Origin of the sequence: Amycolatopsis sp. WQ 127309 (assembly GCF_023023025.1) — a bacterium.
GTDB lineage: Bacteria > Actinomycetota > Actinomycetes > Mycobacteriales > Pseudonocardiaceae > Amycolatopsis.
In genome coordinates this window covers 10,508,808-10,534,323 of the sequence record NZ_CP095481.1, presented here as the reverse complement: position 1 = coordinate 10,534,323, position 25,516 = coordinate 10,508,808, and the positions used below count along the sequence as shown (strand labels likewise).

24 protein-coding genes and 1 riboswitch are annotated in these 25,516 nt (G+C 71.8%); of the genes, 22 read left to right on the top strand and 2 right to left on the bottom strand.

The window, feature by feature from the left end:
- Positions 1-75: 75 nt before the first annotated feature.
- From MUY22_RS46525 to MUY22_RS46470, 12 genes are all read left to right on the top strand, one after another.
- A complete protein-coding gene (locus tag MUY22_RS46525; protein ID WP_247054555.1) occupies positions 76-1,347 on the top strand; it encodes an NAD(P)/FAD-dependent oxidoreductase in 1,272 nt (423 codons plus the stop codon).
- Positions 1,341-2,075, top strand: coding sequence for a DUF1365 domain-containing protein (locus tag MUY22_RS46520; protein ID WP_247064449.1), 735 nt, complete (start codon positions 1,341-1,343; stop codon positions 2,073-2,075). Before MUY22_RS46525 ends, MUY22_RS46520 begins: the two co-directional genes overlap by 7 nt.
- Positions 2,068-2,682, top strand: a complete 615-nt coding sequence (gene sigK / locus MUY22_RS46515; protein WP_247054553.1) for an ECF RNA polymerase sigma factor SigK — start codon at positions 2,068-2,070, stop codon at positions 2,680-2,682. Before MUY22_RS46520 ends, sigK begins: the two co-directional genes overlap by 8 nt.
- 11 nt (positions 2,683-2,693) lie before the next feature.
- Positions 2,694-3,443 carry an anti-sigma factor domain-containing protein gene (locus MUY22_RS46510; protein WP_371827713.1) on the top strand — a complete coding sequence of 250 codons (750 nt, stop codon included), beginning with the start codon at positions 2,694-2,696 and terminating at the stop codon, positions 3,441-3,443.
- Between the two features lie 253 nt (positions 3,444-3,696).
- Entirely contained in the window at positions 3,697-5,001 is a 1,305-nt protein-coding gene (gene ftsZ / locus MUY22_RS46505) for a cell division protein FtsZ (RefSeq protein ID WP_247054548.1), read from the top strand.
- Between the two features lie 80 nt (positions 5,002-5,081).
- A complete protein-coding gene (gene pgeF / locus MUY22_RS46500) occupies positions 5,082-5,786 on the top strand; it encodes a peptidoglycan editing factor PgeF (protein ID WP_247054546.1) in 705 nt (234 codons plus the stop codon).
- The gene (locus MUY22_RS46495) at positions 5,783-6,511 is read left to right on the top strand and encodes a YggS family pyridoxal phosphate-dependent enzyme (RefSeq protein ID WP_247054544.1); all 729 of its coding nucleotides are present in this window, start codon (positions 5,783-5,785) and stop codon (positions 6,509-6,511) included. The genes pgeF and MUY22_RS46495 overlap by 4 nt, the downstream gene beginning before the upstream one ends.
- Positions 6,512-6,608: 97 nt before the next feature.
- Complete coding sequence (locus MUY22_RS46490; RefSeq protein WP_247054543.1) at positions 6,609-7,208, top strand: cell division protein SepF; 600 nt, start codon at positions 6,609-6,611, stop codon at positions 7,206-7,208.
- 115 nt (positions 7,209-7,323) lie between these two features.
- On the top strand, positions 7,324-7,599 hold the full coding sequence (locus MUY22_RS46485) for a YggT family protein (protein ID WP_013224824.1): 276 nt from the start codon (positions 7,324-7,326) through the stop codon (positions 7,597-7,599).
- Between the two features lie 52 nt (positions 7,600-7,651).
- Positions 7,652-8,500: a DivIVA domain-containing protein gene (locus MUY22_RS46480; RefSeq protein WP_247054541.1), complete on the top strand. Its 849-nt coding sequence runs from the start codon at positions 7,652-7,654 to the stop codon at positions 8,498-8,500.
- Positions 8,501-8,634: 134 nt separating this feature from the next.
- Positions 8,635-9,297, top strand: coding sequence for a hypothetical protein (locus MUY22_RS46475; protein ID WP_247054538.1), 663 nt, complete (start codon positions 8,635-8,637; stop codon positions 9,295-9,297).
- 270 nt (positions 9,298-9,567) lie between these two features.
- On the top strand, positions 9,568-9,711 hold the full coding sequence (locus tag MUY22_RS46470; RefSeq protein WP_247054536.1) for a hypothetical protein: 144 nt from the start codon (positions 9,568-9,570) through the stop codon (positions 9,709-9,711).
- Here MUY22_RS46470 and MUY22_RS46465 read toward each other — a convergent pair.
- Positions 9,708-11,276 carry a soluble NSF attachment family protein gene (locus MUY22_RS46465; RefSeq protein WP_247054535.1) on the bottom strand — a complete coding sequence of 523 codons (1,569 nt, stop codon included), beginning with the start codon at positions 11,274-11,276 and terminating at the stop codon, positions 9,708-9,710. The genes MUY22_RS46470 and MUY22_RS46465 overlap by 4 nt on opposite strands.
- 373 nt (positions 11,277-11,649) lie before the next feature.
- On the opposite strand from MUY22_RS46465, the gene ileS reads away from it, so the two are divergent.
- From ileS to MUY22_RS46415, 10 genes are all read left to right on the top strand, one after another.
- Positions 11,650-14,817 carry an isoleucine--tRNA ligase gene (gene ileS / locus MUY22_RS46460; protein ID WP_247054533.1) on the top strand — a complete coding sequence of 1,056 codons (3,168 nt, stop codon included), beginning with the start codon at positions 11,650-11,652 and terminating at the stop codon, positions 14,815-14,817.
- 132 nt (positions 14,818-14,949) lie between these two features.
- Complete coding sequence (locus MUY22_RS46455) at positions 14,950-16,578, top strand: penicillin-binding transpeptidase domain-containing protein (RefSeq protein WP_247054531.1); 1,629 nt, start codon at positions 14,950-14,952, stop codon at positions 16,576-16,578.
- Positions 16,579-16,621: 43 nt separating this feature from the next.
- Positions 16,622-17,302, top strand: coding sequence for a helix-turn-helix transcriptional regulator (locus MUY22_RS46450; RefSeq protein ID WP_247054529.1), 681 nt, complete (start codon positions 16,622-16,624; stop codon positions 17,300-17,302).
- A 97-nt stretch (positions 17,303-17,399) separates the two neighbouring features.
- The gene (locus MUY22_RS46445) at positions 17,400-18,878 is read left to right on the top strand and encodes a potassium/proton antiporter (RefSeq protein ID WP_247054527.1); all 1,479 of its coding nucleotides are present in this window, start codon (positions 17,400-17,402) and stop codon (positions 18,876-18,878) included.
- An 822-nt stretch (positions 18,879-19,700) separates the two neighbouring features.
- Positions 19,701-20,351, top strand: coding sequence for a M23 family metallopeptidase (locus MUY22_RS46440; protein WP_247054526.1), 651 nt, complete (start codon positions 19,701-19,703; stop codon positions 20,349-20,351).
- Between the two features lie 93 nt (positions 20,352-20,444).
- Positions 20,445-20,559: riboswitch (SAM riboswitch) on the top strand.
- A 38-nt stretch (positions 20,560-20,597) separates the two neighbouring features.
- Complete coding sequence (locus MUY22_RS46435) at positions 20,598-21,941, top strand: aminotransferase class V-fold PLP-dependent enzyme (RefSeq protein ID WP_247054524.1); 1,344 nt, start codon at positions 20,598-20,600, stop codon at positions 21,939-21,941.
- Positions 21,942-22,011: 70 nt separating this feature from the next.
- On the top strand, positions 22,012-22,587 hold the full coding sequence (locus MUY22_RS46430) for a hypothetical protein (RefSeq protein WP_247054522.1): 576 nt from the start codon (positions 22,012-22,014) through the stop codon (positions 22,585-22,587).
- Positions 22,536-22,784, top strand: coding sequence for a hypothetical protein (locus MUY22_RS46425; RefSeq protein ID WP_247054520.1), 249 nt, complete (start codon positions 22,536-22,538; stop codon positions 22,782-22,784). The genes MUY22_RS46430 and MUY22_RS46425 overlap by 52 nt, the downstream gene beginning before the upstream one ends.
- A gap of 75 nt (positions 22,785-22,859) precedes the next feature.
- Entirely contained in the window at positions 22,860-23,477 is a 618-nt protein-coding gene (gene lspA / locus MUY22_RS46420; RefSeq protein ID WP_247064447.1) for a signal peptidase II, read from the top strand.
- Positions 23,474-24,403 (top strand): RluA family pseudouridine synthase, encoded by a 930-nt coding sequence (locus tag MUY22_RS46415; RefSeq protein ID WP_247054518.1) that lies wholly within the window; start codon positions 23,474-23,476, stop codon positions 24,401-24,403. The genes lspA and MUY22_RS46415 overlap by 4 nt, the downstream gene beginning before the upstream one ends.
- Here MUY22_RS46415 and MUY22_RS46410 read toward each other — a convergent pair.
- A complete protein-coding gene (locus tag MUY22_RS46410) occupies positions 24,400-25,416 on the bottom strand; it encodes an AsnC family protein (RefSeq protein ID WP_247054516.1) in 1,017 nt (338 codons plus the stop codon). The genes MUY22_RS46415 and MUY22_RS46410 overlap by 4 nt on opposite strands.
- Positions 25,417-25,516 lie beyond the last annotated feature (100 nt).

The window sequence follows — 25,516 nt, the reverse complement described above, 5'->3', positions numbered from 1 at the left end:
ATTCGCTCCCTGCTGCGCGGTGGATTGGTGCCGCGCTCATCCAATCCACATCGGCGGCGGCGGCGAAGTACCGGTGTGGAGATCACGGGAGAACGCATCGCCGTCATCGGCAGCGGGGTGGCCGGACTGACTGCCGCCTACCTGCTGCAACGCAAGTACGAGGTCCTGCTGTTCGAGGCCGACGACCGGCTGGGCGGGCACGCGCACACCCACGACGTGCCCAGCGCCCACGGCGGCACCATCGGCGTGGACTCCGGGTTCATCGTCCACAACGAGCGCACCTACCCGACGCTGCTGCGGCTGTTCGGCGAGCTCGGCGTGCAGACGCGCGACACCGAGATGTCGATGAGCATCCGCTGCGACGGCTGCGGCCTGCAGTACGCCGGCGCGAAGGGGCTGCCCGGGCTGTTCGCCCAGCGCGGCAACGTCGTCCGCCCGCGCTACGTCCGCATGCTCGCCGAGGTGAAGCGGTTCCACCGCCACGCGAAGCGGCTGCTGGAGGCGAAGGACGCCGGTGATGTGACGCTCGGCGCGTTCCTCGCCATCGGCGGCTACTCCCGCTACTTCGTCGACCACTTCATGCTGCCGGTGGTCTCGACGGTCTGGTCCGCCGACCGCAGCGACACCCTGCGGTACCCGGCGCGCTACCTGTTCGAGTTCCTCCGCAACCACGGCATGCTGAGCGTCAAGAACTCGCCCGCCTGGCGGACGGTCGTCGGCGGCTCCCGCGAATACGTCGAACGCGCGGCCAAGCAGCTCACCGCCGTGCACCTGTCGACGCCGGTGCGGTCGGTGCTGCGGACCGCGGGCGGCGGCGTCGAGATCCGCGACGACGCCGACACCCCGCACCGCGTCGACCGGGTCGTCATCGCCACGCACGCGGATCAGGCGCTTTCCTTGCTGGCCAACCCGTCCGGCACCGAACGCGACGTGCTCGGCGCGTTCCGCTACTCGGAGAACGAGGCCTGGCTGCACACCGACACCAGCGTGCTGCCGTCGCTGGCCGACGCCCGCGCGGGCTGGAACTACCGGGCCCCCGAGTGCGGCGCCCCGACCGGCGCGGTCCAGGTCAGCTACGACATGAACCGCCTGATGCGGCTGGACGAGCCGACCGGGTACGTCGTCACGCTCAACCCGGGCGAGGGCACGGGCCGCACCGGGCTGGTCGCCAAGATGCGCTACGAGCACCCGGTCTACACGCCGGAAGCCGTTGCGGCGCAACGGCGGCTGCCCGAGCTGAACGACGGCGTGATCGCCTACGCCGGCGCCTACCACGGCTGGGGCTTCCACGAAGACGGCTGCGCCTCCGGGGCGCGGGCCGCCGAAACCCTGGGGGTCACCTGGTGACGACCGCGCTCTACGACGCCACCGTCGCGCACGTGCGCCGGATCGACCCGCCGCACGCCTTCGCGCACCGCGTGTACCTGTGGCTGGTCGACCTCGACGCGCCGCCGCGGTTGCCGTGGTGGGCGCGCCCGTTCGCCGGTTTCGACCGCCGCGACCACTTCGTGGCCGGCGACGACCGGGGGATCCGGGAGAAGCTCGACGGGTGGCTCGCGGAGCGCGGGGTGGACCTGCGCGGCGGCAAGGTCGTGATGCTGGCCGCCGCGCGCGTGCTCGGGTACGTGTTCAACCCGATCAGCGTCTACTGGTGCCACGGTCCCGACGGCACGCTCGAGTGCGTCGTCGCCGAGGTGCACAACACCTACGGCGGCCGGCACGCCTACCTGCTGCACCCGGACGAGGCCGGGCTCGCGCGCGCGGAAAAGGAGTTCTACGTCTCGCCGTTCCAGGAGATGGACGGCGAGTACCGGATGCGCCTGCCCCACCCGGAAGCGTTGCTCGACCTCACGGTGGCGTTGCGCCGTGGGGGCACCACACCGCTGGTCGCTACGCTTCGGGGAGTTCGCCGCCCGGCGAGCCCGCGGTGGCTGGCCCGGCTGGTCCTGGCCCGGCCCCTGCTGCCGCAGCGGGTGTCCGCGCTGATCCGCCGCCACGGGATCGCCCTGTGGCTGCGGAAGGCGCCGGTCATCCCGCGCACCCCGCAGAACGCCGGAGGACAGCTGCATGGATGAGGCGGCTCGCCAGCGCCACATGGCCCCCGTGCCCGCGGACGAACCCGAGGGGCAGGCCGGCCCCAGCGCCGAAGAGCTGATGGTGCGCGTCGCCAAGGGCGACGAGCGGGCGTTCGAGCTGCTCTACGACCAGTTCTCCGGGCCGATCTTCGGGCTCGTCCGCCGGATCGTGCGCGACTCCGCGCAGTCCGAAGAGGTCGCCCAAGAGGTGCTCGTCGAGCTCTGGCGCACCGCGACGCGCTACTCGCCCGAGAAGGGCTCCGCGCTGAACTGGGCGATGACGCTGGCGCACCGCCGCGCCGTCGACCGCGTCCGCTCGGCGCGCGCCAGCACCGAGCGCGAGCAGAAGGCGACCTTCGAAGCCGCCCGCGGCCGCCCGTTCGACGAGGTGGCCGAATCCGTCACCGCGAGCCTGGAACGCTCCCAGGTCCGCCGGTGCCTGTCCTTCCTGACCGACCTGCAGCGCGAGTCCGTGCTGCTGGCCTACTACCAGGGCTACACCTATCGCGAGGTGGCCGAAGTGCTGTCGACGCCGCAAGGAACGATCAAGACGCGGTTGCGGGACGGCCTGATCCGCCTGCGGGACTGTTTGGGGGTGACCGCGTGAGCACACCGGAGATGCACACGCTGGCGGGGGCGTTCGCGCTCGACGCCGTGTCGGACATCGAGCGCGCGGAGTTCTCCCGCCACCTCGAACAGTGCGAGTCGTGCGCGCAGGAGGTCGCCGAGCTGCGCGCGACCGCGGCCCGGCTGGGCGTGGCGATGGCCGAAGAGCCGCCGCCGGAGTTCAAGGACCGCGTCATGACGGCCATGCACGCCACCCGGCAGCTGCCGCCGCGGACGCGGCCCGGCTCGGCCGAGCGGAGCCGCCGTTCCGGGCGCGCCCCGCGCTGGGCGGTGTTCACGGCGGCCGCCGCGGCCGTCGTCGGGCTCGCCGCGGGCGGGGTGTTCGGCGGGATCGCGCTGACCCAGCAGCAGGAGCTGCAGACCGCGCAGACGCAGCTCGACCAGGCCCAGGCGCGGTACGCGCCGGTGGCGGCGCTGCTGTCGGCGCCGGACGCGAAGACCGGCCACGGCGAGGCACCGACCGGCGGCGGCGTGACGGTCGTGCTGTCCCGGTCCCAGAACCGCCTGATGGTGATGGACGCCGGCCTGCCGTCGCAGCCGGACGGCAAGGTCTACCAGGCCTGGCTGCTCACCGGCACCGAAGCGCCGCGTTCGGCCGGCGTGATCGCGGCCGACAGCGGGCTGGTCGTGGCGGACGGCGTGGGCAGCGCCGACAAGGTCGCGGTGAGCCTCGAGCAGGCCGGTGGATCGCCCAGCGGGGCGCCCACGGACGTCCTCATGAGCATGCCCGCGCCCGCCTGATCGGGGTCGTTTCGCGAGCCATAGCAGACCCCGCGCGGGGGCCGCTTCCGGCTCCTCGCTCTTGCGCGCACGAACGTGTTGTGGCAAAACACCTTTGCGACACACGGCGTGCCTACTGGATTAGAGCCTGCCTGGTGCCTACCGTCCTGCCTAACGTCGGCGGTTGACATAACTCTCAATCTGGGGTTTAGGTTGAGAGTTGATCACCGGCCGGCGGGCTGTACGGGCACAACGATCAGGAAGGCGGACTTCGATGACGCCCCCGCACAACTACCTTGCGGTGATCAAGGTGGTCGGCATCGGCGGTGGCGGCGTGAACGCCGTGAACCGCATGATCGAGGTCGGCCTCAAGGGTGTCGAGTTCATCGCGGTGAACACCGACGCCCAGGCACTGCTCATGTCCGACGCCGACGTCAAGCTGGACATCGGCCGCGAGCTGACCCGTGGCCTCGGCGCGGGCGCCGCCCCCGAGGTCGGCCAGAAGGCCGCCGAAGACCACCGTGAAGAGATCGAAGAGGTCATCAAGGGCGCCGACATGGTGTTCGTGACGGCCGGCGAAGGCGGTGGCACCGGTACCGGTGGCGCCCCGGTCGTGGCGCAGATCGCCCGCAAGCTGGGCGCGCTGACCATCGGCGTCGTGACGCGCCCGTTCACCTTCGAGGGCAAGCGCCGCGGCAAGCAGGCCGAAGACGGCATCCAGTCGTTGCGCAACGAGTGCGACACCCTCATCGTGATCCCGAACGACCGGCTGCTGCAGCTCGGCGACATCGGCGTCTCGCTGATGGACGCGTTCCGCTCCGCGGACGAGGTGCTGCTCTCCGGTGTCCAGGGCATCACCGACCTGATCACCACCCCGGGCCTGATCAACCTCGACTTCGCCGACGTCAAGAGCGTCATGTCCGGCGCGGGCTCCGCCCTGATGGGTATAGGGAGCGCACGCGGTGAAGGCAGAGCCATCCAGGCCGCGGAGAAGGCGATCAACTCGCCCCTCCTCGAAGCCTCCATGGATGGTGCGCACGGCGCACTGCTTTCGATCGCGGGTGGTTCGGATCTGGGCCTGTTCGAAATCAACGAAGCGGCGTCGCTGGTGCAGGAGTCCGCGCACCCGGACGCGAACATCATCTTCGGCACGATCATCGACGACTCGCTCGGCGACGAGGTGCGCGTCACGGTGATCGCGGCCGGCTTCGACGCCGGCGCGCCGACCCACAAGAAGCTCGACCCGTCGACCTTCGGCTCCGGTTCGCGCCAGGGCGCGGGCACGGCGTCGGCCTCGGCCGGGCAGGTCTCGAACCAGCAGGGACCGCCGTCGGGGGCCACCCCGGTGCCGTCCGCTTCGGGCTCGGGCTACCCGGTCGCGCCGCCGCGGTCGCACACGCCGCTGCCGTCGGCCGGCGGCCAGAACACCGGCGGGCTCCCGCAGCCCGGTGGCGGTTCGCGTGGCTACTCGCCGATGGGCTCCAACGCGACCCAGGGCAGCCTGCCCGGGCGCGCCATGCCGGTGCACGACGACCCGTCGGACGACGAGGTCGACGTGCCGCCGTTCATGCGGCGCTAGAAACTGTGGTCCGTGAAGGCCTCCTTACCGGCTCTAAAGGCCGGGAAGGAGGCCTTCACGGCGTTTGGGAGGATGGCACCATGCGGGTTCGGCGAGTGGTCACGACCAGGGCGGGTGGCGCGTCACGGCCGCCGTACGACACGTTCAACCTGGGGGACCACGTCGGCGACGACGACGGTGACGTCTACGCGAACCGCAAGCGGCTCGCGGCCGAGCTGGGCCTGGCCGAGGACAAGCTGGCCTGGATGGAGCAGGTCCACGGCCGGACGGCGACCACTGTGGACGGCTCGGAGACCGGCGCCGCCGAGGCGACCGACGCGCTGGTGACCGCGACGCCGGGCGTCGCGCTGGTGGTGCTCGTCGCCGACTGCGTCCCGATCCTGCTGGCCGACGCCGAGGCCGGGGTGGTCGCGGCGGTGCACGCGGGCCGCGTCGGCACCCGGGTCGGCGTCGTCCCGGCCGCCGTGGCGGCGATGCGGGACGCGGGCGCCGAGCCGCAGCGGATCGAAGCGCTGCTGGGCCCGGCGATCTGCGGCGACTGCTACGAGGTGCCGGCCGCGATGGCCGCCGACGTCGAGAAGCACGTCCCCGGCACCGCCTGCAAGACCCGCAAGGGCACGCCCGGTCTCGACCTGCGCGCCGGGCTCTGGCAGCAGCTCGCCGGCCTGGGCGTCGGCAAGATCGGCGTCGACCCGCGGTGCACGAACGAGGACAAGACGCTCTTCAGCTACCGGCGCGACGGGACGACCGGGCGGCTCGCCGGCATCACCTGGATCGAGGCATGACCGACCGCAAGGCCGAGCTGGCCGCGAACCTGGCGGAGGTCGAGGAGCGGATCGCGGCTGCCTGCCGCGCCGCCGGGCGGGCCCGCGACGAGGTCCGGCTGATCGCCGTGACCAAGACCTTCCCGGCGTCGGACGCCGCGCTGCTCGCCGACCTCGGCGTCACCCACGTCGGCGAGAACCGCGACCAGGAGGCCGGGCCGAAGGCGGCCGAGGTCGCCGAACTGCGCCCCGGCTCCGCGCTGCGGTGGCACATGGTCGGCCGGCTGCAGCGGAACAAGGCCCGGTCCGTGGTGGAGTGGGCGCACGAAGTGCAGTCGCTCGACTCGGCCCGGCTCGCCGACGCGCTCGCCAAGGCCGTGCACACCGCGCGTTACGCCGGTAAACGTGACGAACCGCTCGACGTCCTGATCCAGGCGAGCCTCGACGACGACACCGAGCGCGGCGGCTGCCCGCTCGGCGAGCTCGCGGCGCTCGCCGAGCACGTAACTCACACGGGTGAACTGCGGTTTCGTGGCCTGATGGCCGTCGCGCCGCTCGGCGCCGATCCCGGGGAAGCCTTCGAGAAGCTCGCCCGCGCGGCGGAAAGCCTCCGAAAAGATCACCCGAATGCCGCAGAAGTCTCCGCCGGGATGAGCCATGATCTCGAGCAGGCGATCACGCACGGCTCAACCTGTGTGCGTGTCGGAACCGCACTGCTCGGCGGGCGCGGTTTAGCCTCGCCGTAGGGAGCTCGTGTGCCGGTCACGTTTAGTGGTCGTCCATACGGGGCACTGACGGCGTGGAGAAGCGTTGGTGCGGGAGCGGCTAGGGCTAGGGAGAGGCATGAGCGCGCTGCAGAAGCTGAAGGCCTACTTCGGGATGGTGCCCGCTGACGACGACGGTTACGACGTCGAAGAAGATTATCGACGCGGCTACGCGGACGACGAGTACGACTCCTACGAGGAGCCTGCTCCTCGGTCGCGCTCACGGTACCGCGACAGCGAGGACACGTACGACGAGCCCGTCAGCCGAGCCCGTTCACGCTCCGTGCCCGGGTCGGAGCCCGCGGTCCACGGCGCGCTCGCCATGGACCGGCAGCCGGAGCCCGTGGCGCGCCTGCGACCGGTCACCGAGCCGGTCGTGCGCCAGCCGGTGCGTGACCCCTTGAGCCGGATCACGACGCTGCACCCGACGAGCTACGCGGAAGCGCGCGCCATCGGCGAGCACTACCGCGAGGGCATCCCGGTGATCATGAACCTCACCGAGATGGACAACGCGGACGCCAAGCGGCTCGTGGACTTCGCCGCCGGGCTCGCTTTCGCGCTGCGCGGGTCGATGGACAAGGTCACCAACAAGGTGTTCCTTCTCTCACCGCCCGATGTGGACGTGACCGCGGAGGACCGCCGGCGGATTGCCGAGGGCGGATTGTTTCTGCGCGGCTGAAGTCGCGCGGACCGCTGAGCGCAAGCAAACGTGATTTTGTCGACCCGATGCCGCGTCGACCCCCTCAACTGCGTCTTCGACGTGGACGCCCGGTTAGAGTAGGTACGTGGAAGCTGTGTGGCTGGTCGTCTGGTACGTGCTGTTCGCGTTTTGGCTGTTGCTGACGGCACGTATCGTGGTCGAACTCGTCCGCACCTTTGCACGGGAGTGGCACCCGGCCGGAGGGGTTGCGGTGACGCTCGAGACCATCTACACAGTGACGGACCCGCCGGTTCGCCTGTTCAGGCGAATCATCCCGATGGTGCGGATCGGCGGCGTCGGACTGGACTTATCGATTATGGTTCTGCTGTTGGTTGTGTTCTTCGCGATGCAACTGGCGACTCCAAGTTGATCGGGGAGACTTGGGTGGACCCTGCAGGCCATGGAGTGCGTGAGGTGATCTGATGTCGTTGACCCCCGCTGACGTGCATAACGTCGCGTTCAGCAAGCCGCCCATCGGCAAGAGGGGCTACAACGAGGACGAGGTGGACGCGTTCCTCGACTTGGTGGAGACCGAGCTGGCCCGCTTGATCGAGGACAACAACGAGCTGCGCCAGCAGATGGAGCAGCTCGACGCCGAGCTCGAATCGACTCGTAGTGAGCTCGACAGCGCGAAATCCGCACAGCCCCCGATGCGGGAAGAGCCGTCCCGGCGTCTCGCGCCGGTGCCGCCGCCGGCGTCCGCGATGGAGCAGACCCAGGCCCACTCGATGGTGGCCGACAGCGGCGAGCCCAACGTGCAGGCGGCCAAGGTCCTCGGGCTCGCCCAGGAGATGGCCGACCGGCTGACCGCCGAGGCGAAGACCGAGTCCGACGGGATGCTGGCCGAGGCCCGCACCAAGTCCGAGCAGCTGCTCTCGGACGCCCGGGCGAAGTCCGACTCGATGGTCAACGAGGCGCGCACGCGCGTCGACACGATGCTGAACGACGCGCGGACCCGTGCGGAGACGTTGGAGCGCCAGGCGCGCGACAAGGCCACCACGCTGGAACGCGAGTCGCAGCGCAAGTACACCGAGACGATGAACAGCCTGAACTCCGAGAAGGGCGGGCTGGGCAAGAAGATCGAAGAGCTGCGCACCATCGAGCGGGAGTACCGCACGAGGTTGCGCGGGTTCCTCGAGTCCCAGCTGCGCGAGCTCGACGACCGCGGCTCCGCCGCACCGGCCTCGGCTTCCTCGAACTCCGGGCAGTCGTCCGGATCGTCGAGCGGCGGCCAGGGCTACTCGTTCGGCCCCCGGGCCGAAGCGGGCTGATTTCTCCGGGCACACCCCGCCGGCGCCGGCAGTTCTGCGGCGCCGGCGGGGTTCTGCCACGGTCAGGAGTCGATCCGGTACCGCACGTGGGCGGGTCGTGGACCGAACCCGGCCCGTTCATGCTGTAATTCACCGTGCTCTACATCGTGCTGGTACTGGTACTGGCGGCTCTGGGGTTGCTCGTCTCCGCGCTCATCACGGCTTCTTCGCTGTGGGCGTGGGTTTCCATCGGCCTCTCGGTGCTCGCCGGGGTGATCCTCGTCGTCGACTGGCTGCGCCGTCGCCGGCGATCCGCGACGCCCGCCGCCGCGCCTGCTTCCGTCGTCGAGCCTTCGGAGCCGGCGTCCGACGCACAGCCGAGCCTGTTCAAGGAGCCGGAGAAACCGGTCGGCGAGGACCAAACCGTCCTCATTCCCGCCGCCGGTGAGCTGGGAGATCCGGCCGACACGCCCGAACCCGACGTCACCGAAGAACCCGCCGCCGAGACTTCCGAGTCTCCTGAGGCACCCGCTGCTTCCGCCGCCACGGCCGCGTCCGCGGCTTCCGTGGCGGAAAAACAGCCCGACGACGCCGAACCCGGTGAGGAATCGACGTCGGACGCGGACATCGCGTTGCTGGCCGACCTCGAGGACGAGGTCGTCGTCGTCGACGAGCACCCCCGCTACCACGTCCGCGGCTGCACGTGGGTCGGCGCTCGCGACACCATTCCCATCGGCATCGGCGAAGCCCGGCAGCTGGGCTTCACCCCGTGTGCTCGCTGTGCCCCGGACGCGACGCTGGTGGCCGCGCACCGCTGACCACGCCGAGGCAGGTTTCGAGCGCCCGCTCGCCTGCCGGCGTCAAGCGCAGCGCGCGGTGCGCCCGGGCCCCGGCGGGTCACCCAGCCCGTGTCCACGAACCGCGTCGCGACGACGGCGGCTCGGGAACCCAGCGTGTACGGGTGTTCGCGCAGGGAAGCCGAAATCCGGTCGCCTGCGCGTGGTCCGCTCACCGTCCACGGTAGCCAGTGCGCCCCGGGCCGGCAGCGCCGAGGTGACGGCGACCCCGAGCCGTCCCGCGAGGTGGACGTGGCACGTCCTCGCCGCCGCGCCAACGTCGCCGGCTGGGCCGGCGAGAACCGGGCGAGCGTCTCCAGCAGCTCGGCGGCCCTGTGGCTGACGGCAATCCTCGTGACGCCGGCCGGCGTGCGAACCCGGGAGGCTGTGTCCTAGTCCGGCAGTTCCGCCAGCAGCGCCTCGACATCCCTCCGCTTGCGGCTCGCGTGGTCCGGCAGCAGGGCCAGTGTCTCGGTCAGCTTTTCCCGGGCCTCGGCGAACTTTCCGAGTTCGACCAGCAACTGTCCACACAGGAACTCCGCCACGGCGATCATCGGGGTCGCGTCGATCGCGCGCAGCTCGGCCGCCGCTGTGGTCGCTCGGGTGTAGGCCGCCGCCGGGTGGCCCAGGTCCGACAGCACTCGGGCGCCGTCGAACGTGGTCATCGCGCGCTCCCACGCCGCGTCCGGGTCCGCGGGGTCCGGCTCGGCCGCGTCCGCGGTGGCCAGCGCCGTCAGCGTCCGGTCGGCGTCGCCGTCCCGGAGCCAGGACAGCAGCGCTCGCCGCAGTGTGCGGAGTTCGGATGACTTCAGGCCTGCTTGCTCGAAGTGCCCCGCCGCTCGGGTGTACTCGGCCGCCGCTTCGGCGTCGCGGTCCAGCTCGGTGAGGACGTCCGCCAGCGCCTCCCTCACCTCGCCCGCGACGGCCGGCGAGGCGACGGCGAAGTACTCGGCCGCCGCACCGAACAACGCCAAAGCCTGCTCCGGGCGGCCGAGAGCGCGATACGCGTGGCCCAGCAGCATCCGGCCGTTCGCGAGGTCCCGCCCGGCTCCGGCCCGGGCCAGTACCGGCTCCGCGTCGGTGACGGCCGCCGCCGCGTCCTCCGGGCGGTCGAGGTCCAGGTACACCCGTGCGAGGTCGACGCGGGTGGCGGCCGCGTCGACCGGCTTGCCCGCCGCGGTGAAGTCCGTGATCGCCGAGTGGAACGCCGCGATCGCGTCTTCCGGGCGGTCCAGTCGCCGGGCCAGCTTCCCCCGGAGCCGGCTGACCTGGGCCTGGATGCCCAGGTCCGTGCCGGCGTCGATGCCGGTGGTGGCGGCGAACGCGCCTTCGACGTCGCCCTGGCTCCGGCGGAACCGCGCGGCCAGCAGCCGGGCGTGCGCGGTGCGTTCCGGGGACCCGGCTTCGGTGTAGCGCGCCGCGGCCTCCGTGGCCAGCTCGATCGCCCGCGGAAGGTCGCCCAGGTTGGCGGACAGGACCGCCTGGCGGGCCAGCCACAGCCCGGCCAGCTCGGGTCTGCCGGTCGCGTGGATGGGGGTCTCGGCGCGGTCGAGGACCTCCCGGGCGCCCGGGAAGTCCTGCCGCGCGAAGTGCGCGGTGGCCAGCCGCAGCAAGGCGAAGCTGTGTCCTTCGGCGTCGCCGAGCGCTGCCACCCGGTCGGCGACGGCTTCGAGCGCGGTCTCGGCGGCCGCCGGCGCGAGCAGCAGGAGCCGGGCGCCCCGTGCCGACTCGGCCAGCACGGCGTTGCCCGCCTCCTCGGCCACCGCGGCGGCCCGCTCCAGGTCTCGCGACGCGGCAGCCGGGTCGTCGCGGTTCGCCGCCGCCATCAGCCGCAGCGCCAGCAGCTCGCCGGTGGGCTCGGGACACAGCTCGTCGAACCGGGCCCAGATCGCGTCGGTGGCCCGGCCCAGCAAGGACTCGCGCGCGGCGAGGTCGACCAGCTCCGCGCCGGACAAATCCATGAACGTCCCCCGTGTTTCGCCCGCTGCACACCGAAAAGCGGCGCCCGGCGATGCTAACGGCGACGCGTCCGCGAAGGCGTCTTCATTTCCGGCGGCGGCCCTCGTGACAACCCGGTTGCGCGGAGCGGTTAACCTGGTATCAGCACAGCGTCGATCCGGCCATCACCGGGGAGCTTCCGGAAGAACCGAGCCTCACCGCTCGCAGTAGAATCGGACGGGTGCGGCCCGTGACAGCCGTGGAACGAGCGGCCCGGCAGCCTTCATCGCCGGGCAAGCGGGGTGGTACCGCGGAACGCCGGAAGGCGTCTCGTCCCCGTGTGGGTGACCGGGAGCCGGTCGTCCGTACGAGAGTGACGAACCGAGGAGCACCCGGATGTACCCCCAGGCCAAGCTCGGCGACAGCGCCGGAGTGCCGTCGCAGCCGTCCTTCCCCGAGCTGGAGACCCACGTCCTCGCCTACTGGGAGAGCGACCGGACGTTCCAGGCGAGCATCGACGCGCGCCCCGCCGGCGAGCACGGTGACAACGAGTACGTCTTCTACGACGGCCCGCCGTTCGCCAACGGCCTGCCGCACTACGGCCACCTGCTCACCGGGTACGTCAAGGACCTGGTGCCGCGCTACCAGACGATGAAGGGCCGCAAGGTCGAGCGCCGCTTCGGCTGGGACACCCACGGCCTGCCCGCCGAGCTCGAGGCGATGCGCCAGCTCGGCATCACCGAGACGTCCGAGATCGAAGAGATGGGCATCGCGAAGTTCAACGAGGCTTCGCGCGAGTCCGTGCTGCGCTACACCGGCGAGTGGCGCGACTACGTCACCCGCCAGGCGCGCTGGGTCGACTTCGACAACGACTACAAGACGCTCGACGTCACCTACATGGAGTCGGTGCTGTGGGCGTTCAAACGCCTGTGGGACAAGGGACTCGTCTACGAGGGCTACCGCGTCCTGCCCTACTGCTGGCGCGACGCGACGCCGCTGTCCAACCACGAGCTGGGCATGGACGCCGACGTCTACCGCAACCGCCAGGACCCGGCCGTCACCGTCGGGTTCCGGATGGAAGGCAACGACAACGAGCTCGACGGCACCTACCTGCTGATCTGGACGACCACGCCCTGGACGCTGCCGTCGAACCTCGCCACCGCGGTGCACCCCGAGGTGCAGTACGTCGTCGTGGAGAGCGAGAACTTCCCCGGCAAGCGGTTCCTGCTCGCCGAAGCGCGCGTCGCCGCGTACGCGCGTGAGCTCGGCGAGGAACCGGCGGTCGTCGCGCGCTACGCCGGCGCGCAGCTGCTCGGGAACCGTTACGCACCACCGTTCCCGTACTTCACCGGCACCGAGAACGCGCACCGCGTGCTGGCGGCCGACTACGTCACCACCGACGACGGCACCGGCGTCGTGCACATCGCGCCCGCCTACGGTGAAGAGGACAAGGCCGTCACCGACGCCGCCGGGATCCCGCCGGTCACGCCGGTCGACGCGCACGGCAAGTTCGACGACACCGTGCCCGACTACGCCGGGCAGCAGGTGTTCGACGCCAACCCGAACATCGTCCGCGACCTCAAGAACGGCACGGGTTCGGCCGGGCAGCAGGGTTCCGTGCTGCTGCGCCACGAGACCTACGACCACTCCTACCCGCACTGCTGGCGCTGCCGGAACCCGCTGATCTACCGCGCGGTGTCGTCGTGGTTCGTCGCGGTGACGCAGTTCAAGGACCGGATGGTCGAGCTCAACCAGCAGATCACCTGGTACCCGGAGAACGTCAAGGACGGCCAGTTCGGCAAGTGGCTGGAGAACGCGCGCGACTGGTCGGTCTCGCGCAACCGTTACTGGGGCACGCCGATCCCGGTGTGGCAGTCGGACGACCCGGCCCACCCGCGCACCGACGTCTACGGCTCGCTCGACGAGCTGGAGGCCGACTTCGGCGTGCGGCTGGACAACCTGCACCGGCCCCACATCGACGAGCTGACCCGGCCGAACCCGGACGACCCGACGGGCGCGTCCACCATGCGCCGCGTCCCGGACGTCCTGGACGTCTGGTTCGACTCGGGCTCGATGCCCTACGCCCAGGTGCATTACCCGTTCGAGAACGCCGAGTGGTTCGAGCACCACTACCCGAGCGACTTCATCGTCGAGTACATCGGCCAGACCCGCGGCTGGTTCTACCTGCTGCACGTGCTGGCCACGGCGCTGTTCGACCGCCCGGCGTTCCGCACCTGCGTCTCGCACGGCATCGTGCTGGGCTCCGACGGCGCGAAGATGTCCAAGTCGCTGCGCAACTACCCGGACGTCAACGAGGTCTTCGAGCGCGACGGCTCCGACGCCATGCGCTGGTACCTGATGGCGAGCCCGATCCTGCGCGGCGGCAACCTGGTCGTCACCGACAAGGGCATCCGCGACGCCGTCCGCCAGGCCGTGCTGCCGCTGTGGAACTCGTACTACTTCCTCGCGCTGTACGCGAACGCCGAGGGCGTGGAAGGCAAGTGGCGCACCGATTCCCCGCACGTCCTCGACCGGTACGTGCTGGCGAAGACGCACGAGCTGGTCACCGACGTCGAGTCCGCGATGGACCACTACGACGTCGCGGGCGCGTGCCAGACCGTCCGGGACTTCCTGGAGACCCTGACCAACTGGTACGTCCGGCGCTCCCGCGATCGCTTCTGGGCGGGCGATCAGGACGCGATCGACACGCTGCACACGGTCCTGGAGGTGACGTCGCGGGTCGCGGCGCCGCTGCTGCCGCTGACCACCGAGGTGGTCTGGCGCGGGCTCACCGGCGGCCGCTCGGTGCACCTGAGCGACTGGCCGAACGCGCTCGACCTGCCCGCGGACGCGGCGCTGGTGACGGCGATGGACCGGGTCCGGCAGGTGGCGTCGTCGGCGCTGTCGCTGCGCAAGAGCAACAAGCTGCGCGTGCGGCTGCCGCTGTCGTCGCTGGTCGTGGCGGCCGACGACGCCGAGTCGCTGGGCGCCTTCGCCGACATCCTGCGCGACGAGGTGAACGTCAAGGCGGTCGAGCTGACCGCCGACGTCGCCGCGCACGGCGGGTTCGAGGTCGCGGTGAACGCGCGCGCCGCCGGGCCGCGGCTGGGCAAGGACGTCCAGACGGTGATCAAGGCGGTCAAGGCGGGGGACTGGTCGCTGCAGGGCGGCAAGGTCGTCGCGGCCGGGATCGAGCTGCAGGAAGGCGAGTTCGACCGGCGGCTGGTCGCCAAGGGCGGCGGCGCGGCGGCCGAGCTGCCCGGCGGCTCGGGGCTGGTGCTGATCGACACCGAGGTGACGCCGGACCTGGCGGCCGAAGGCCTGGTCCGCGACCTGGTCCGGGTCGTGCAGCAGGCCCGCCGAGACGCCGGCCTCGACGTCGCCGACCGGATCGCGCTCGGAATTGACGCGCCCGACGACGTCGTCGAAGCGGCTACGCGGCACGAGAAGTTCCTCGCCTCGGAGACGCTGGCGACGTCGGTGACCCACGGCCCGGTGGCCGAGGGCTTCGCCGGGACGGTCGGTGACGGCACGAAGGTGACCGTCTCGGTCGCCAAGGCCTGAGGCGGCGACCGGCCCGGAACCGATCACGAATCGGTTTCGGGCCGGTCGCTTTCTCACCCGAAAGGGCCGGGAATCGGCAAGCTGGGCCCTTGTGCGCGCGGGAGGCGCGCACGGGGGAGGGGTACGCGAGAAATGAGTCCTGGCAGAAAACGCGGCATTCTCATCGGCGGCGCGCTGGCGGTGGTCGCGGTCGTGGTGGCGGCGTTCTTCCTGTTGAACAGCGGGAGTGCGCCCGAAGCGGCCGCCGGCCCGGGTGAGACGGCCGTCGAAAGCCCCGGCGCGCTCGACCCGAACTCGGCGATCACCGAGTACCTGCAGGATTTCGCCGAGAACAACCCAGACGCCGCGGCCCGGCTGACCGACGACAACACGGCGGCGGCGGTGGCGCTGCGGGACGCGCGCAACACGCTCCAGCCGTCGGCGCTGTCCGCGAAGCTGACCGTGCTGCAGCCGACCCCGGCCGGGGCGAAGCAGACGAGCGGGACCTACCACCTGGCCTGGACGCTGAAGGATCGTCAGGTCTGGTCCTACGACGTGCCGTTCACGCTGGCCCAGGCCGGCGGCAAGTGGCTCGTGCACTGGGCGCCGGCGCTGCTGCACCCGAAGCTCGAAGCGGGCCAGCGGCTGGCGATCAGCACGGCCGTCCAGGACAGCACCGCCGTCGCCGACCGCGACGGCAAGCCGCTGATCATCAGCGGGGCCGGCGGCCTGCGCCCGGCCGACGGCAACCCGGCGCCGCTGCTGCGGTCCGCGTTGCTCGGCCAGGCCACGGCCGCGGCGGGCACCGGGTTCGCGGTCGTCCGCACCGACACCGGCGGCAAGAACCTGGAGACGCTCTTCGGGAAGGCGTCGGACGAGGGCGCGAAGCCGCTGACGTCGAGCTTGAGCGTGGGCGCGCAGCAGTCCGCGCAAGCCGCGGTCGACGGCTACTCCGGATCCGCGATGCTCGTCGCGCTCGACTCAGGCTCGGGCGACATCCTCGCCGTCGCGCAGAACGCGGCCGCCGGCCTCTCGCCGAAGGCCCTGAACGGGCTGTACGAGCCGGGGTCGTCGTTCAAGATCGCCACTTCGGTCGCGGCGATCCAGCAGAGCGGCCTCAACGCGGCCTCGCCGGTCGACTGCCCCGGCGTCGCGACGATCGGCACGCGCACGGTCAAGAACGAGGGCTTCGAGCTGGGCGCGACGAACCTGCAGACGGCGTTCGCGCGCTCCTGCAACACCACGTTCGGTCAGCTCGCGCTGAACCTGCCCGCGGACGGGCTCGTGAAAGCGGCGAACGAGCTGGGCCTCAACGCCGACTACGAGATCCCGGGCCTCAAGACCGAGCTCGGCAAGGTCGAGCCCGCGGCGAGCAAGGACGAGCAGGTCGAGGACGGGTTCGGCCAGGGCCGGATCCAGGCCAGCGCGCTCGGCGGCGCGATGATGGCCGCGACGGTCGCGAGCGGCAAGGCGATCACCCCGAAGCTGTGGCACGACCTCGACACCGTCGTCGTCAAGGGGTACTCGCCGCCGCCCGCGTCCGTGCTGGGCGAGGTCCGGAAGATGATGCGCGCGGTCGTCACCAGCGGCACCGGCAAGGCGGCGGCGGGCGCCGGGAGCGTGTTCGGCAAGACCGGCACCGCCCAGTTCGGCGACGGGCAGCAGGCCACCGGCTGGTTCGTCGGCTACCGCGGGAACGTCGCCTTCGCCGTCGTCCTGGAGAACTCGAACGACTCGGGACCGGCCGTCCAGCTGGCCGCGAAGTTCCTCAAGGGCGTCTGACGCTTCGGCGGCCACCGAAGCCGGCGGGTCGTACCGTGGGGACATGGAGACGATCGCGCTGGCGGAGGTGGCCGCGGTGCTCGCCGACCCGAGCCGCGCCACCATGTGCCTCGTCCTGCTGGACGGGCGGGCGTGGACGGTCGGCGAGCTGGCCAAGGCGGCCGGGATCGCGCTGTCGACGGCGAGTGAGCACGTCACTCGGCTGGTCGGCGCCGGGTTCGTCGCCCGCGTGAAGCAGGGGCGGGCCAGTTACGTCCGGATCGCCGACCCGCGCGTCGCCGAGCTGATCGAGCACCTGGCCCAGCACGCCGAGCACCGGCCGGTGACCGGGCTCAGGTCGTCGGTGCGGGTGCGGCGGCTCGGGTTCGCGCGCACCTGCTACGACCACCTGGCCGGGCAGGTCGGCGTCGCGCTGCGTGACGGCATGCTCGCCGCCGGGCTGGTCAGCACCGACGCCGGGCTGACGCTGACCGGCCGCGGCCAGGAGGTGCTCGCCGAGCTGGGCGTGCCGGTGCCGGACGGGCGGCGCGCCCTGCTGCGCGACTGTCTGGATTGGACGGAGCGCCGCGATCACCTCGCCGGGTCGCTGCCCGCGGCGTTGCTCGGCAAGGCCGTCGACGCCGGCTGGGTCGCCGCCGAAGGCCATCGCGCGGTGAAGGTGCTGCCCGCGGCTGAGAAACCGTTCGCCGCGCTCGGCGTCGATCTGGCGTTGCTCCGGCCTTAACACACCGGTTGTCCGACTCGTCCCAGTGGTACACGAAGGAGTTAACCCGGCCGCTTCACTATTCTGAGGGCCCCACAGCACTCGGGAGGGAGGCGGCATGGACCAGCTTCCCGTGCTGCTCGGCGTCGGCGGTGTCGTCCTGCTCGCCTCCGTGCTCGCCGTGCGCGTCTCGATCCGGCTCGGCCTGCCCTCGCTGCTGCTCTACCTCGGCATCGGCGTCGTACTGGGGGAAGCCGGTTTCGGCATCCGCTTCGACAACCCCGGCCTGACCCAGTCGCTCGGCCTCGCCGCGCTCGTCATGATCCTCGCCGAAGGCGGGCTGACGACCCGGTGGTCGGCGGTGAAACCCTCGCTGGGCATCGGAATCGTACTGTCCACAGTGGCCGTCGTGGTCAGCATCGCGGTCACCGGCGCGGCCCTGCACTGGCTGCTGGGCCTCGACTGGCGGCTCGCGCTGCTGTGGGGCGCGGTGCTCTCGTCGACCGACGCTGCGGCGGTCTTCTCGGTGCTGCGCACGGCCGGGATCGGCAAGCGCCTGGTGGGCGCGCTGGAGCTGGAGTCCGGCATCAACGACGCGCCGGCCTACATCGCCGTCGTGGTGCTGGCCGAGGGCACCACTGTGGACTGGACGCTGCCGTTCCTGGCGGTCTACGAACTGGCGGCGGGCCTGGCGATCGGGCTGGCGTTCGGCTGGCTCGGCGGCATCGCGCTGCGGCGCGCCGCGCTCCCGGCGACCGGTCTGTACCCGCTGGCCACGGTCGCGGTGTGCGTCGTGGCGTACTCGTCCGGGCAGCTGCTGCACGCGTCGGGCCTGCTCGCCACGTACGTCGCGGCGCTGGTCCTGGGCAACTCGCGGCTACCGCACCGCTCGGACACGCTGTCGTTCGCCGAAGGCCTGGGCTGGCTGGCGCAGATCGGGCTGTTCGTGCTGCTCGGGCTGTTCGCGTCGCCGAGCCGGCTGCTCGAGACGCTGGTGCCGGGCCTGGTCGCGGGCGCCGTCGTGCTGCTGCTGGCCCGGCCGATCTCGGTGGTGCTCTCGATGCTGCCGTTCCGGCTGCCGTGGCGGGAACAGGCGTTCCTGTCGTGGGCCGGCCTGCGCGGCGCGGTGCCGATCGTGCTGGCGATGATCCCGCTGTCGGAAGGCCTGCCGGGTGCCCAGCGCCTGGTCGACGCGGTGTTCGTGCTGGTCATCGTCCTGACGCTGCTCCAGGGCGCGACCCTCGGCCCGCTCGCGCGCTGGCTGGGCCTGTCGAAGAAGTCCGAGGCGTACGAGATCGACGTCGACTCCGCGCCCCTGGACGAGCTGGGCGCCGAGCTGCTGCAGGTCCGCATCCAGCCGGGCTCGAAGCTGCACGGCGTCTACCTCTCGGAGCTGCGCTTGCCGGTGGGCGCGACGGTGAGCCTGGTCGTGCGCGCGGGCTCGGGCTTCACGCCGCAGAAGACGAGCCGCCTGCAGGAGCACGACCAGCTCCTGGTGGTCACGACGGCCACGGCCCGCGACGACGCCGAGCGCCGGCTGCGCGCGGTCGACCGCGCCGGCCGCCTGGCCCGCTGGCGCGGCGAGTCCGGTATCTGACGCGGTTCGCGGTTTGCCGGCTGGCGTCCGCTCTGTCTCGCAGCGGTGTCGCCCGCTGGGTCGGCTGGTGGTCGGGGTCGGGCCGCTGGGTTGCCTGCGGGTCGTGGCTGATCGGATGCGCGGTCTCGCCGGTGTGTCGCCGCGTCGGCTTGCTTGAGGTGAGCGGGGGCTGATCGCAGGTTGCCTGCTTGGGCCACCGTGCCGTCCGCTGGGCTTGCTTGAGGCGAGTGGGGTCGATCGGCGGGTGGCCCGCTTGGTCGCCATGCCGCCTGCGTCGGCTTTGCGGTGAGCGGGGCCGATCGCGGGTTGCCCGCTTGGTCATCGCGCCGTCCGCTGGGCTCGTTGGCGCGGCGAATCGGGCCGCTGGTCGCTCGCGGGTTGGGCGGAACCGTGTCCACTCGGCTCGGCCTCGCCGCCGGGCCGTCCGCGTCGGCTCGCTTGCTGCTAGCGCGGCGTCGATCGCGGGTTGCCCACCTAGCCACCGTGCCGTCTGCTGCGCTCGGCGGTCGCGAGCCCGGCCGGGCGCGAGTTGTCCACATCCACTTCAGTTGTCCACAGATTTCCGGCACTCACGTTTTTGCAGGTCAGTGGCGGTAGACTGGACAGGGGACGCCCCCCAGGGAGTGGTGGGGGCTGCGTTCGGGCCGGGCGGTTGTCCGGTGCCTGTCCGCTCTTCGCGTCGACCTGGTGATCTTCTCCCGCGAGGGTGAGTGATCCTCACAAAAACCTCACCTGATCTTCCCCGCGTTCCCTCTTTTGGCTTACTCTGCGCTCCATTCATTACCTCGAATGGGTGAACGTAGAGCCAGAGGAGTACGCCGGGTGACGAAGCGATACGTGTGTGGGGCCGGGCTGGTCGCGGGGATCGTCCTGGGTGTGGGGCTCGCCGCCGCTCCGGGGGCGGCTGCCGAGGTGGGGCCCTTTCCGGTGCTGGCGCTGCCGTTCAAGGCCGGCCAGCAGGTGTACTCCGCCGGCATCCACTCCGACGACGGCAGCACCGGCGTGGAGAACGCCCTCGACCTCAGCCCGGCCGACAAGACCGTGCGGGCGCCGCTGGCCGGGACCGTGCACCTGCAGCACTGCGCGGGCGGCGACTGGGTGACCATCGACCACGCCGGCGGGTGGCGCACCGGGTACTACCACATGGAAGGCATCAAGGTCACCGACGGTGAGCAGGTCGAGGCCGGCGACGTGCTCGGCTCGACCGGCAACGCCCTGCCGTGTGGTGGCAGCAGCACCGGGGCCCACGTGCACTTCACACTGTGGACGCTGCCGGACGCCGCCGACTGGGACGGTCTCGCCTACAGCCAGGTCTCGACGACCGTCGCGGCGGCGCACGGCGAGCCGATCGACGGGAAGACGTTGGGCGGCTGGCTGTTCACGGCGGGCGCGGACCAGTACACCGGCACCGCCACGCACCTCTCGGACCACGCCGTGACGCAGCTCCCGGGCCGTTTCCGCGCGAAGCCCTGACGCTTCTCCATTCCTGCTCGACTTGTGGTCGGTGTCTCAGAATGTGCTGTGGGGGCTGGTCGTCACGCCGATTCTCGGTTACCTTTTGAATCAGGTCATGAGTGCCAGCGTCAAGCCCCGGCTTGCTGGCCGGCAACCCTCCTACCGCGGTGGGGTGCCCCGGGTGAAGACCGGGCCGGTCGCGCCGTGCGACCGGCAAGCGCGGGCCCCTCGCCGGGGCCCCCCGGAACGCCGAGGAGGCTAACGATGACTCTCGCCATCGACCGCACCAGCACACAGACCCAGGAAACCCTTGCGTCGCAAGGTATTCCCACGGTCGCTGGTGCCTCGCTGCGAGTTCCGCTCGTCACCGGCGGAGACATCGGCTACGCCAATCTCGACCACGCGGCCAGCGCGCCCTGTCTCGACGCCGTCCGCGTGGCCGTCGACGAGTTCCTGCCCTGGTACGCCAGCGTCCACCGCGGCGCGGGCTTCGCCTCGCAGGTCTCCACCAAGCTCTACGAGCGCACCCGCGCCACGCTGCGCAGCTTCGTCGGCGCGCGCCGGACCGACACGGTCGTGTTCACCCGCAACACCACCGACTCCTTCAACCTGCTCGCCCGCAGCCTCCCGCCGCGCACCGCGGTGATCGTGTTCGACACCGAGCACCACGCCGCGCTGCTGCCGTGGCAGGGGCCGAACGTCCGGCGCCTGCCGACCCCGCGCACCCGGCTCGCTGCAGTGTCCGCTGTGGACGAAGCCCTCGCGGAATCCCCGCAGGGGCCGCGTTTGGTGGTCCTCACCGGAGCGTCCAATGTGACCGGTGAGCTGCTTCCGGTGGCGGAGATCGCCGCGGTGGCCCGCCGGCACGGCGCCCGCATCGCCCTCGACGCCGCCCAGCTCGCGCCGCACCGCAGGATCGCGATGCAGGACCTGGACGTCGACTACGTCGCCCTCTCCGGCCACAAGCTGTACGCGCCCTTCGGCGCGGGCGCGCTGATCGGCCGCGCCGACTGGCTGCGCGCCGCCCGCCCGTACCTCGCCGGCGGCGGGGCGACCAAGCTCGTCACCGAGGACGCCGTCGTCTGGAACACCGGCCCGGAGCGGCACGAAGCCGGTTCGCCCAACACCGTCGGCGTGTACGCGCTCGGCGTCGCCTGCGAAACCCTGAGCCGGAACTGGGCCGCCGTCGAAGCGCACGAGCAGGCCCTGCTCGTCCGGCTGCGCAAGGGCCTCGAGGGCATCCCGGGCTGCTCCGAGCTGCGGTTGTTCGACGCGCCGGTCGACCGCGTCGGCACGGTCAGCTTCGTCGTCGCCGGTTTCGACCCCGGCTGGCTCGCGGCGGTTCTCTCGGCGGAGTACGGCATCGGCGTCCGCGACGGCGCCTTCTGCGCCCACATCGCGGCCAAGCGCCTGATCGGCGTCACGGGCGGTGAAGGGCAGCAGGCGGTGCGCGTCAGCCTCGGCCTGGGCAGCACCGAGGAGCACGTGGATCGCGTGCTGCTGGCGCTGCGCCAGATCGTCGCCCGCGGCGCGCGCTGGGGGTACACGAAGGCGGGCGGCCGCTGGGCCCCGGTCGGCGACCCGCGGGAGCTGCCGCCGTTCTGCTGAGCGTTAGCCTGGGCCGATGGGGCGGCAGTGGATTCCGTTGGCGTTGCCGGGTTTAGCGGAACTGGTCCTGGTGACGGCCGAACTGTTCCACCGGTCGGCCGTCACCGCGGAACTGACGGCGCGGTTGCCGCCGGCGACCGCCGGCTACGTGGGCCTGTTCGGCTTGACGATCGACGGTTACGGCACCGAAGCGCGGTTCCTCAGCCTCGATGACACCGTCGTGGCCTACACCGGCGGCGCCGGCCCGGCGTGGCAGTACGCGCTCATCGCGGCGTTCCTCGCCATCGTGGTCTCCTACGCCGTTGCGGGCGGGCTGCGCGCGAGGGCGGTGGTGACGTCGATCGCCGCCGTCGTGCTCGCCGTCCCGGTGCTGGACCTGCTGCTGTTCAGCCAGTTCGGTCTCGACGCGGCCACCCGCGGCCCCCTCCTGGCGACGCTCGGGCTCGCGCTGGTCGCCTGGTACGAACGCAGTCCGCTGGTGCTCGCGGTGGCCGTGGCCGCCGGCGCGGTGGCCGTGGTGATCGCGGACCTGCCGGGGGCGCTGCTCTCCGCGACCGTGCTCGTGGCCGGGGCGTTCGCCGCTCTCGTGCCCCGATGGGGGAGGGACGGCGTCTCTGGTTCCCGCCGGGGTTCGCCCAGCTCGTGATGGCGGTCGTCACGCTGGTGACGGCGGCGTACGAGCGCAGCTGGTTCCTGGTGGCCGTCGCCTTGGTGTTCGCGCTGGTCAGCCTGGTGTTCTCGACGCCGGTGACCGGGGCGCCGAGCGCGGCGGGGGTGCTGTTCGCCGCCGCGTTCGCGGTCCTCCTGCGGCGTCCCCGCGACACTGCCGCCGGGGCACCCTGACCAGGCGTGGACAATGGACCGGTGAGCACCGAGTCCAGCGCTGGAGAACCCGACACCGACGCCGCCGCCGAGGCGGTGCCCGAGCCCGTCCAGGAGACGCCGGAAACCCCGGCGGCGACGGCGGCGACGCTGCCGAAGCGCCGGGTGGGCTGGGTGTTCGCCGTCGCGGTGGTGCTCTGGGCGATCGACCTGATCACGAAGAACCTGGTCACCGCCAACCTGGAAGGCAAGGAGCCGGTCCGGATCCTCGGCGGCCTGATCTACCTGCAGGTGATCCGCAACCCGGGTGCCGCGTTCTCGATGGCCACCGGCATGACGTGGGTGCTGGCGCTGGTCGCGCTCGCCGTCGTCATCGCGATCATCTGGATCTCGCGGCGGCTGCGCTCGATCGGCTGGGCGATCGGCCTCGGCCTGGTGCTGGCCGGCGCGCTGGGCAACCTCACCGACCGGATCTTCCGCGCGCCCGGCGGGCTGCAGGGCCACGTCGTCGACTTCATCTCGGCGTTCGCCCCGAACGGCAAGGGCTTCGCGATCTTCAACATCGCCGACTCGGCGATCTGCGTCGGCGGCGCGCTGATCGTGCTGCTGTCCCTGCTGGGCAAGGACTACGACGGCACGTCGACCAAGGACAAGGCCAAGGACAAGAAGCAGGCCGAACCGGCCGCGGAAACCCAGCAGGAGGACCAGGCGTGAGCTCGCGGATGCTCCCGGTGCCCGACGGGCTCGACGGGATGCGGGTCGACGCCGGCCTCGCCAAGATGCTCGGGCTGTCCCGCACGGTCGTCGCCGAGCTGGCCGAGTCCGGCGACGTGCTGCTCGACGGCCACCCGGCGGGCAAGTCTGACCGGCTCGCCGCGGGCGGGCTGCTGGAGGTCACGCTGCCCGAGCCGGCAAACCCGGTGGAGGTCGTCGCCGCGCCGGTCGAAGGCATGCGGATCCTGCACGACGACGACGACATCGTGGTGATCTCGAAGCCGGTCGGCGTCGCCGTGCACCCGAGCCCGGGCTGGACCGGCCCGACGGTGGTCGGCGGCCTCGCCGCGGCGGGCCTGCGCATCGCGACGTCCGGCGCGGCCGAGCGCCAGGGCGTCGTGCACCGGCTCGACGCGGGTACCACCGGCGTGATGGTAGTGGCCAAGAGCGAGCACGCGTACACCGTGCTGAAGCGCGCGTTCAAGGAACGCACGGTCGACAAGGGCTACCACGCGATCGTCCAGGGCCACCCGGACCCGACGCGCGGCACCATCGACGCCCCGATCGACCGCCACCCCCGCCACGACTACAAGTTCGCGGTGGTCCAGGGCGGCCGCCCGAGCGTGACGCACTACGAGGTCGTCGAGGCGTTCCGCGCCGCGTCCCTGGCGCACATCAAGCTCGAAACCGGGCGGACGCACCAGATCCGCGTCCACTTCTCGGCGTTGAAGCACCCGTGCGTCGGCGACCTGACGTACGGCGCGGATCCGGTGCTGGCCCGCAAGCTGGGGCTGAACCGCCAGTGGCTGCACGCCAAGACACTCGGTTTCGCCCACCCGTCGGACGGCCGCTGGGTCCAGTTCGAGTCGGAGTACCCGGACGACCTGGCCAACGCCCTCAAGATCCTGCAGGACGAGAGCTACTAGTCCTCGATCGACCAGATCACGGTGCGCTCGTCCGGTTCCGGCCGCGGGCTCCAGCGGACGGAAACCACCCGGGTCGTGTCCGGCAGGACGTACACCGTGTGGCCGCCCAGGGTTTCGCCCGGTTTGACGCCGATCTTGTGCGGCGGCCGCGAGGTCAGCGACACCGGGGCCTTGCCGATCGTCCTGCCGTCGACGGTGAGCAGCTCGAGGTAGTTGTCCGGCAGGGACGCGAACGGGATCGCGCCGCGGTTGGTGATCTCCGTGTGGACGACCACCGAGCGCTCGCCCTCCTCCAGGCGGTAGCCGGCCGCGCCGAACAGGAAGTCCGCCGGGTCCTGGACCTCGAGCAGCTGCACCGTCAGCTGCTCGCCCTCCAGGCCCTGGGTCTCCATGACCTCGCCGAGCCGGCCCTTCTTGCCGCCGGGCGCGCCGGCCGGGCGCGCGGGCTCGTCGCCGCGGGCCCACGACGCCGTCTGCGGCACGCCCCACGTGCTCACCACGGGGTCGGGCCGCGCCGGGGGTGGCGGGGCGAACTGCTGCTGCTGTGGTGGCCGGGGCGGCGGCCCGGGGTAGCGCCCGGACGGCGTGCCCTGGACGTTGTACGGCCCCGAGGGCGCACCTTGGACGTTGTACGGCCCTGAGGGCGCACCTTGGACGTTGTACGGCCCGGACGGCGCGCCTTGGACGTTGTACGGGCCCGAGGGCGCCCCTTGCGCGTTCGGCGGTGGCATCGGCACCGGCTGCGACGGCGGGGCCTGGGCCGGGAACTGCTGCGAGCCGGGTGGCCGGTTCGCCCACGACGGCGGCGACCCCGCGATGGCCGCGCGCAGCCCGTTCGGGTCGCTTTCGACGCCGACGAGCAGCGGCAGCCCGCTGCCGGACAGCGCGACCAGCCGGTAGGCGACTTCGCGGGGATCCATGCCGACCTTGGCCGCGAGCTCGTGCACGGCCGCCTTGCCCAGCTCGGCGAGCGCGGCGAGCAGGCGGGTATCCACGGGATCGGTCACAGCCACTCGGTGCACGCTACCGCCTCGCCCGTCCGGTCGCGTCGAAGGCCGTCCGCCCCCGGGCGGCGAGCGCGCGTTCCTGTCGGTGATCTCCGTTAGGGTCGCG

Coding starts and splice junctions, on each gene's coding strand:
- MUY22_RS46445 (WP_247054527.1), top strand. CDS start 17,400: ATGGACCAGCTTCCCGTGCTGCTCGGCGTCGGCGGTGTCGTCCTGCTC.
- MUY22_RS46510 (WP_371827713.1), top strand. CDS start 2,694: ATGCACACGCTGGCGGGGGCGTTCGCGCTCGACGCCGTGTCGGACATC.
- pgeF (WP_247054546.1), top strand. CDS start 5,082: ATGCGGGTTCGGCGAGTGGTCACGACCAGGGCGGGTGGCGCGTCACGG.
- sigK (WP_247054553.1), top strand. CDS start 2,068: ATGGATGAGGCGGCTCGCCAGCGCCACATGGCCCCCGTGCCCGCGGAC.
- MUY22_RS46425 (WP_247054520.1), top strand. CDS start 22,536: ATGGGGGAGGGACGGCGTCTCTGGTTCCCGCCGGGGTTCGCCCAGCTC.
- MUY22_RS46455 (WP_247054531.1), top strand. CDS start 14,950: ATGAGTCCTGGCAGAAAACGCGGCATTCTCATCGGCGGCGCGCTGGCG.
- MUY22_RS46465 (WP_247054535.1), bottom strand. CDS start 11,276: ATGGATTTGTCCGGCGCGGAGCTGGTCGACCTCGCCGCGCGCGAGTCC.
- MUY22_RS46490 (WP_247054543.1), top strand. CDS start 6,609: ATGAGCGCGCTGCAGAAGCTGAAGGCCTACTTCGGGATGGTGCCCGCT.
- ftsZ (WP_247054548.1), top strand. CDS start 3,697: ATGACGCCCCCGCACAACTACCTTGCGGTGATCAAGGTGGTCGGCATC.
- MUY22_RS46495 (WP_247054544.1), top strand. CDS start 5,783: ATGACCGACCGCAAGGCCGAGCTGGCCGCGAACCTGGCGGAGGTCGAG.
- MUY22_RS46450 (WP_247054529.1), top strand. CDS start 16,622: ATGGAGACGATCGCGCTGGCGGAGGTGGCCGCGGTGCTCGCCGACCCG.
- ileS (WP_247054533.1), top strand. CDS start 11,650: ATGTACCCCCAGGCCAAGCTCGGCGACAGCGCCGGAGTGCCGTCGCAG.
- MUY22_RS46480 (WP_247054541.1), top strand. CDS start 7,652: ATGTCGTTGACCCCCGCTGACGTGCATAACGTCGCGTTCAGCAAGCCG.
- MUY22_RS46435 (WP_247054524.1), top strand. CDS start 20,598: ATGACTCTCGCCATCGACCGCACCAGCACACAGACCCAGGAAACCCTT.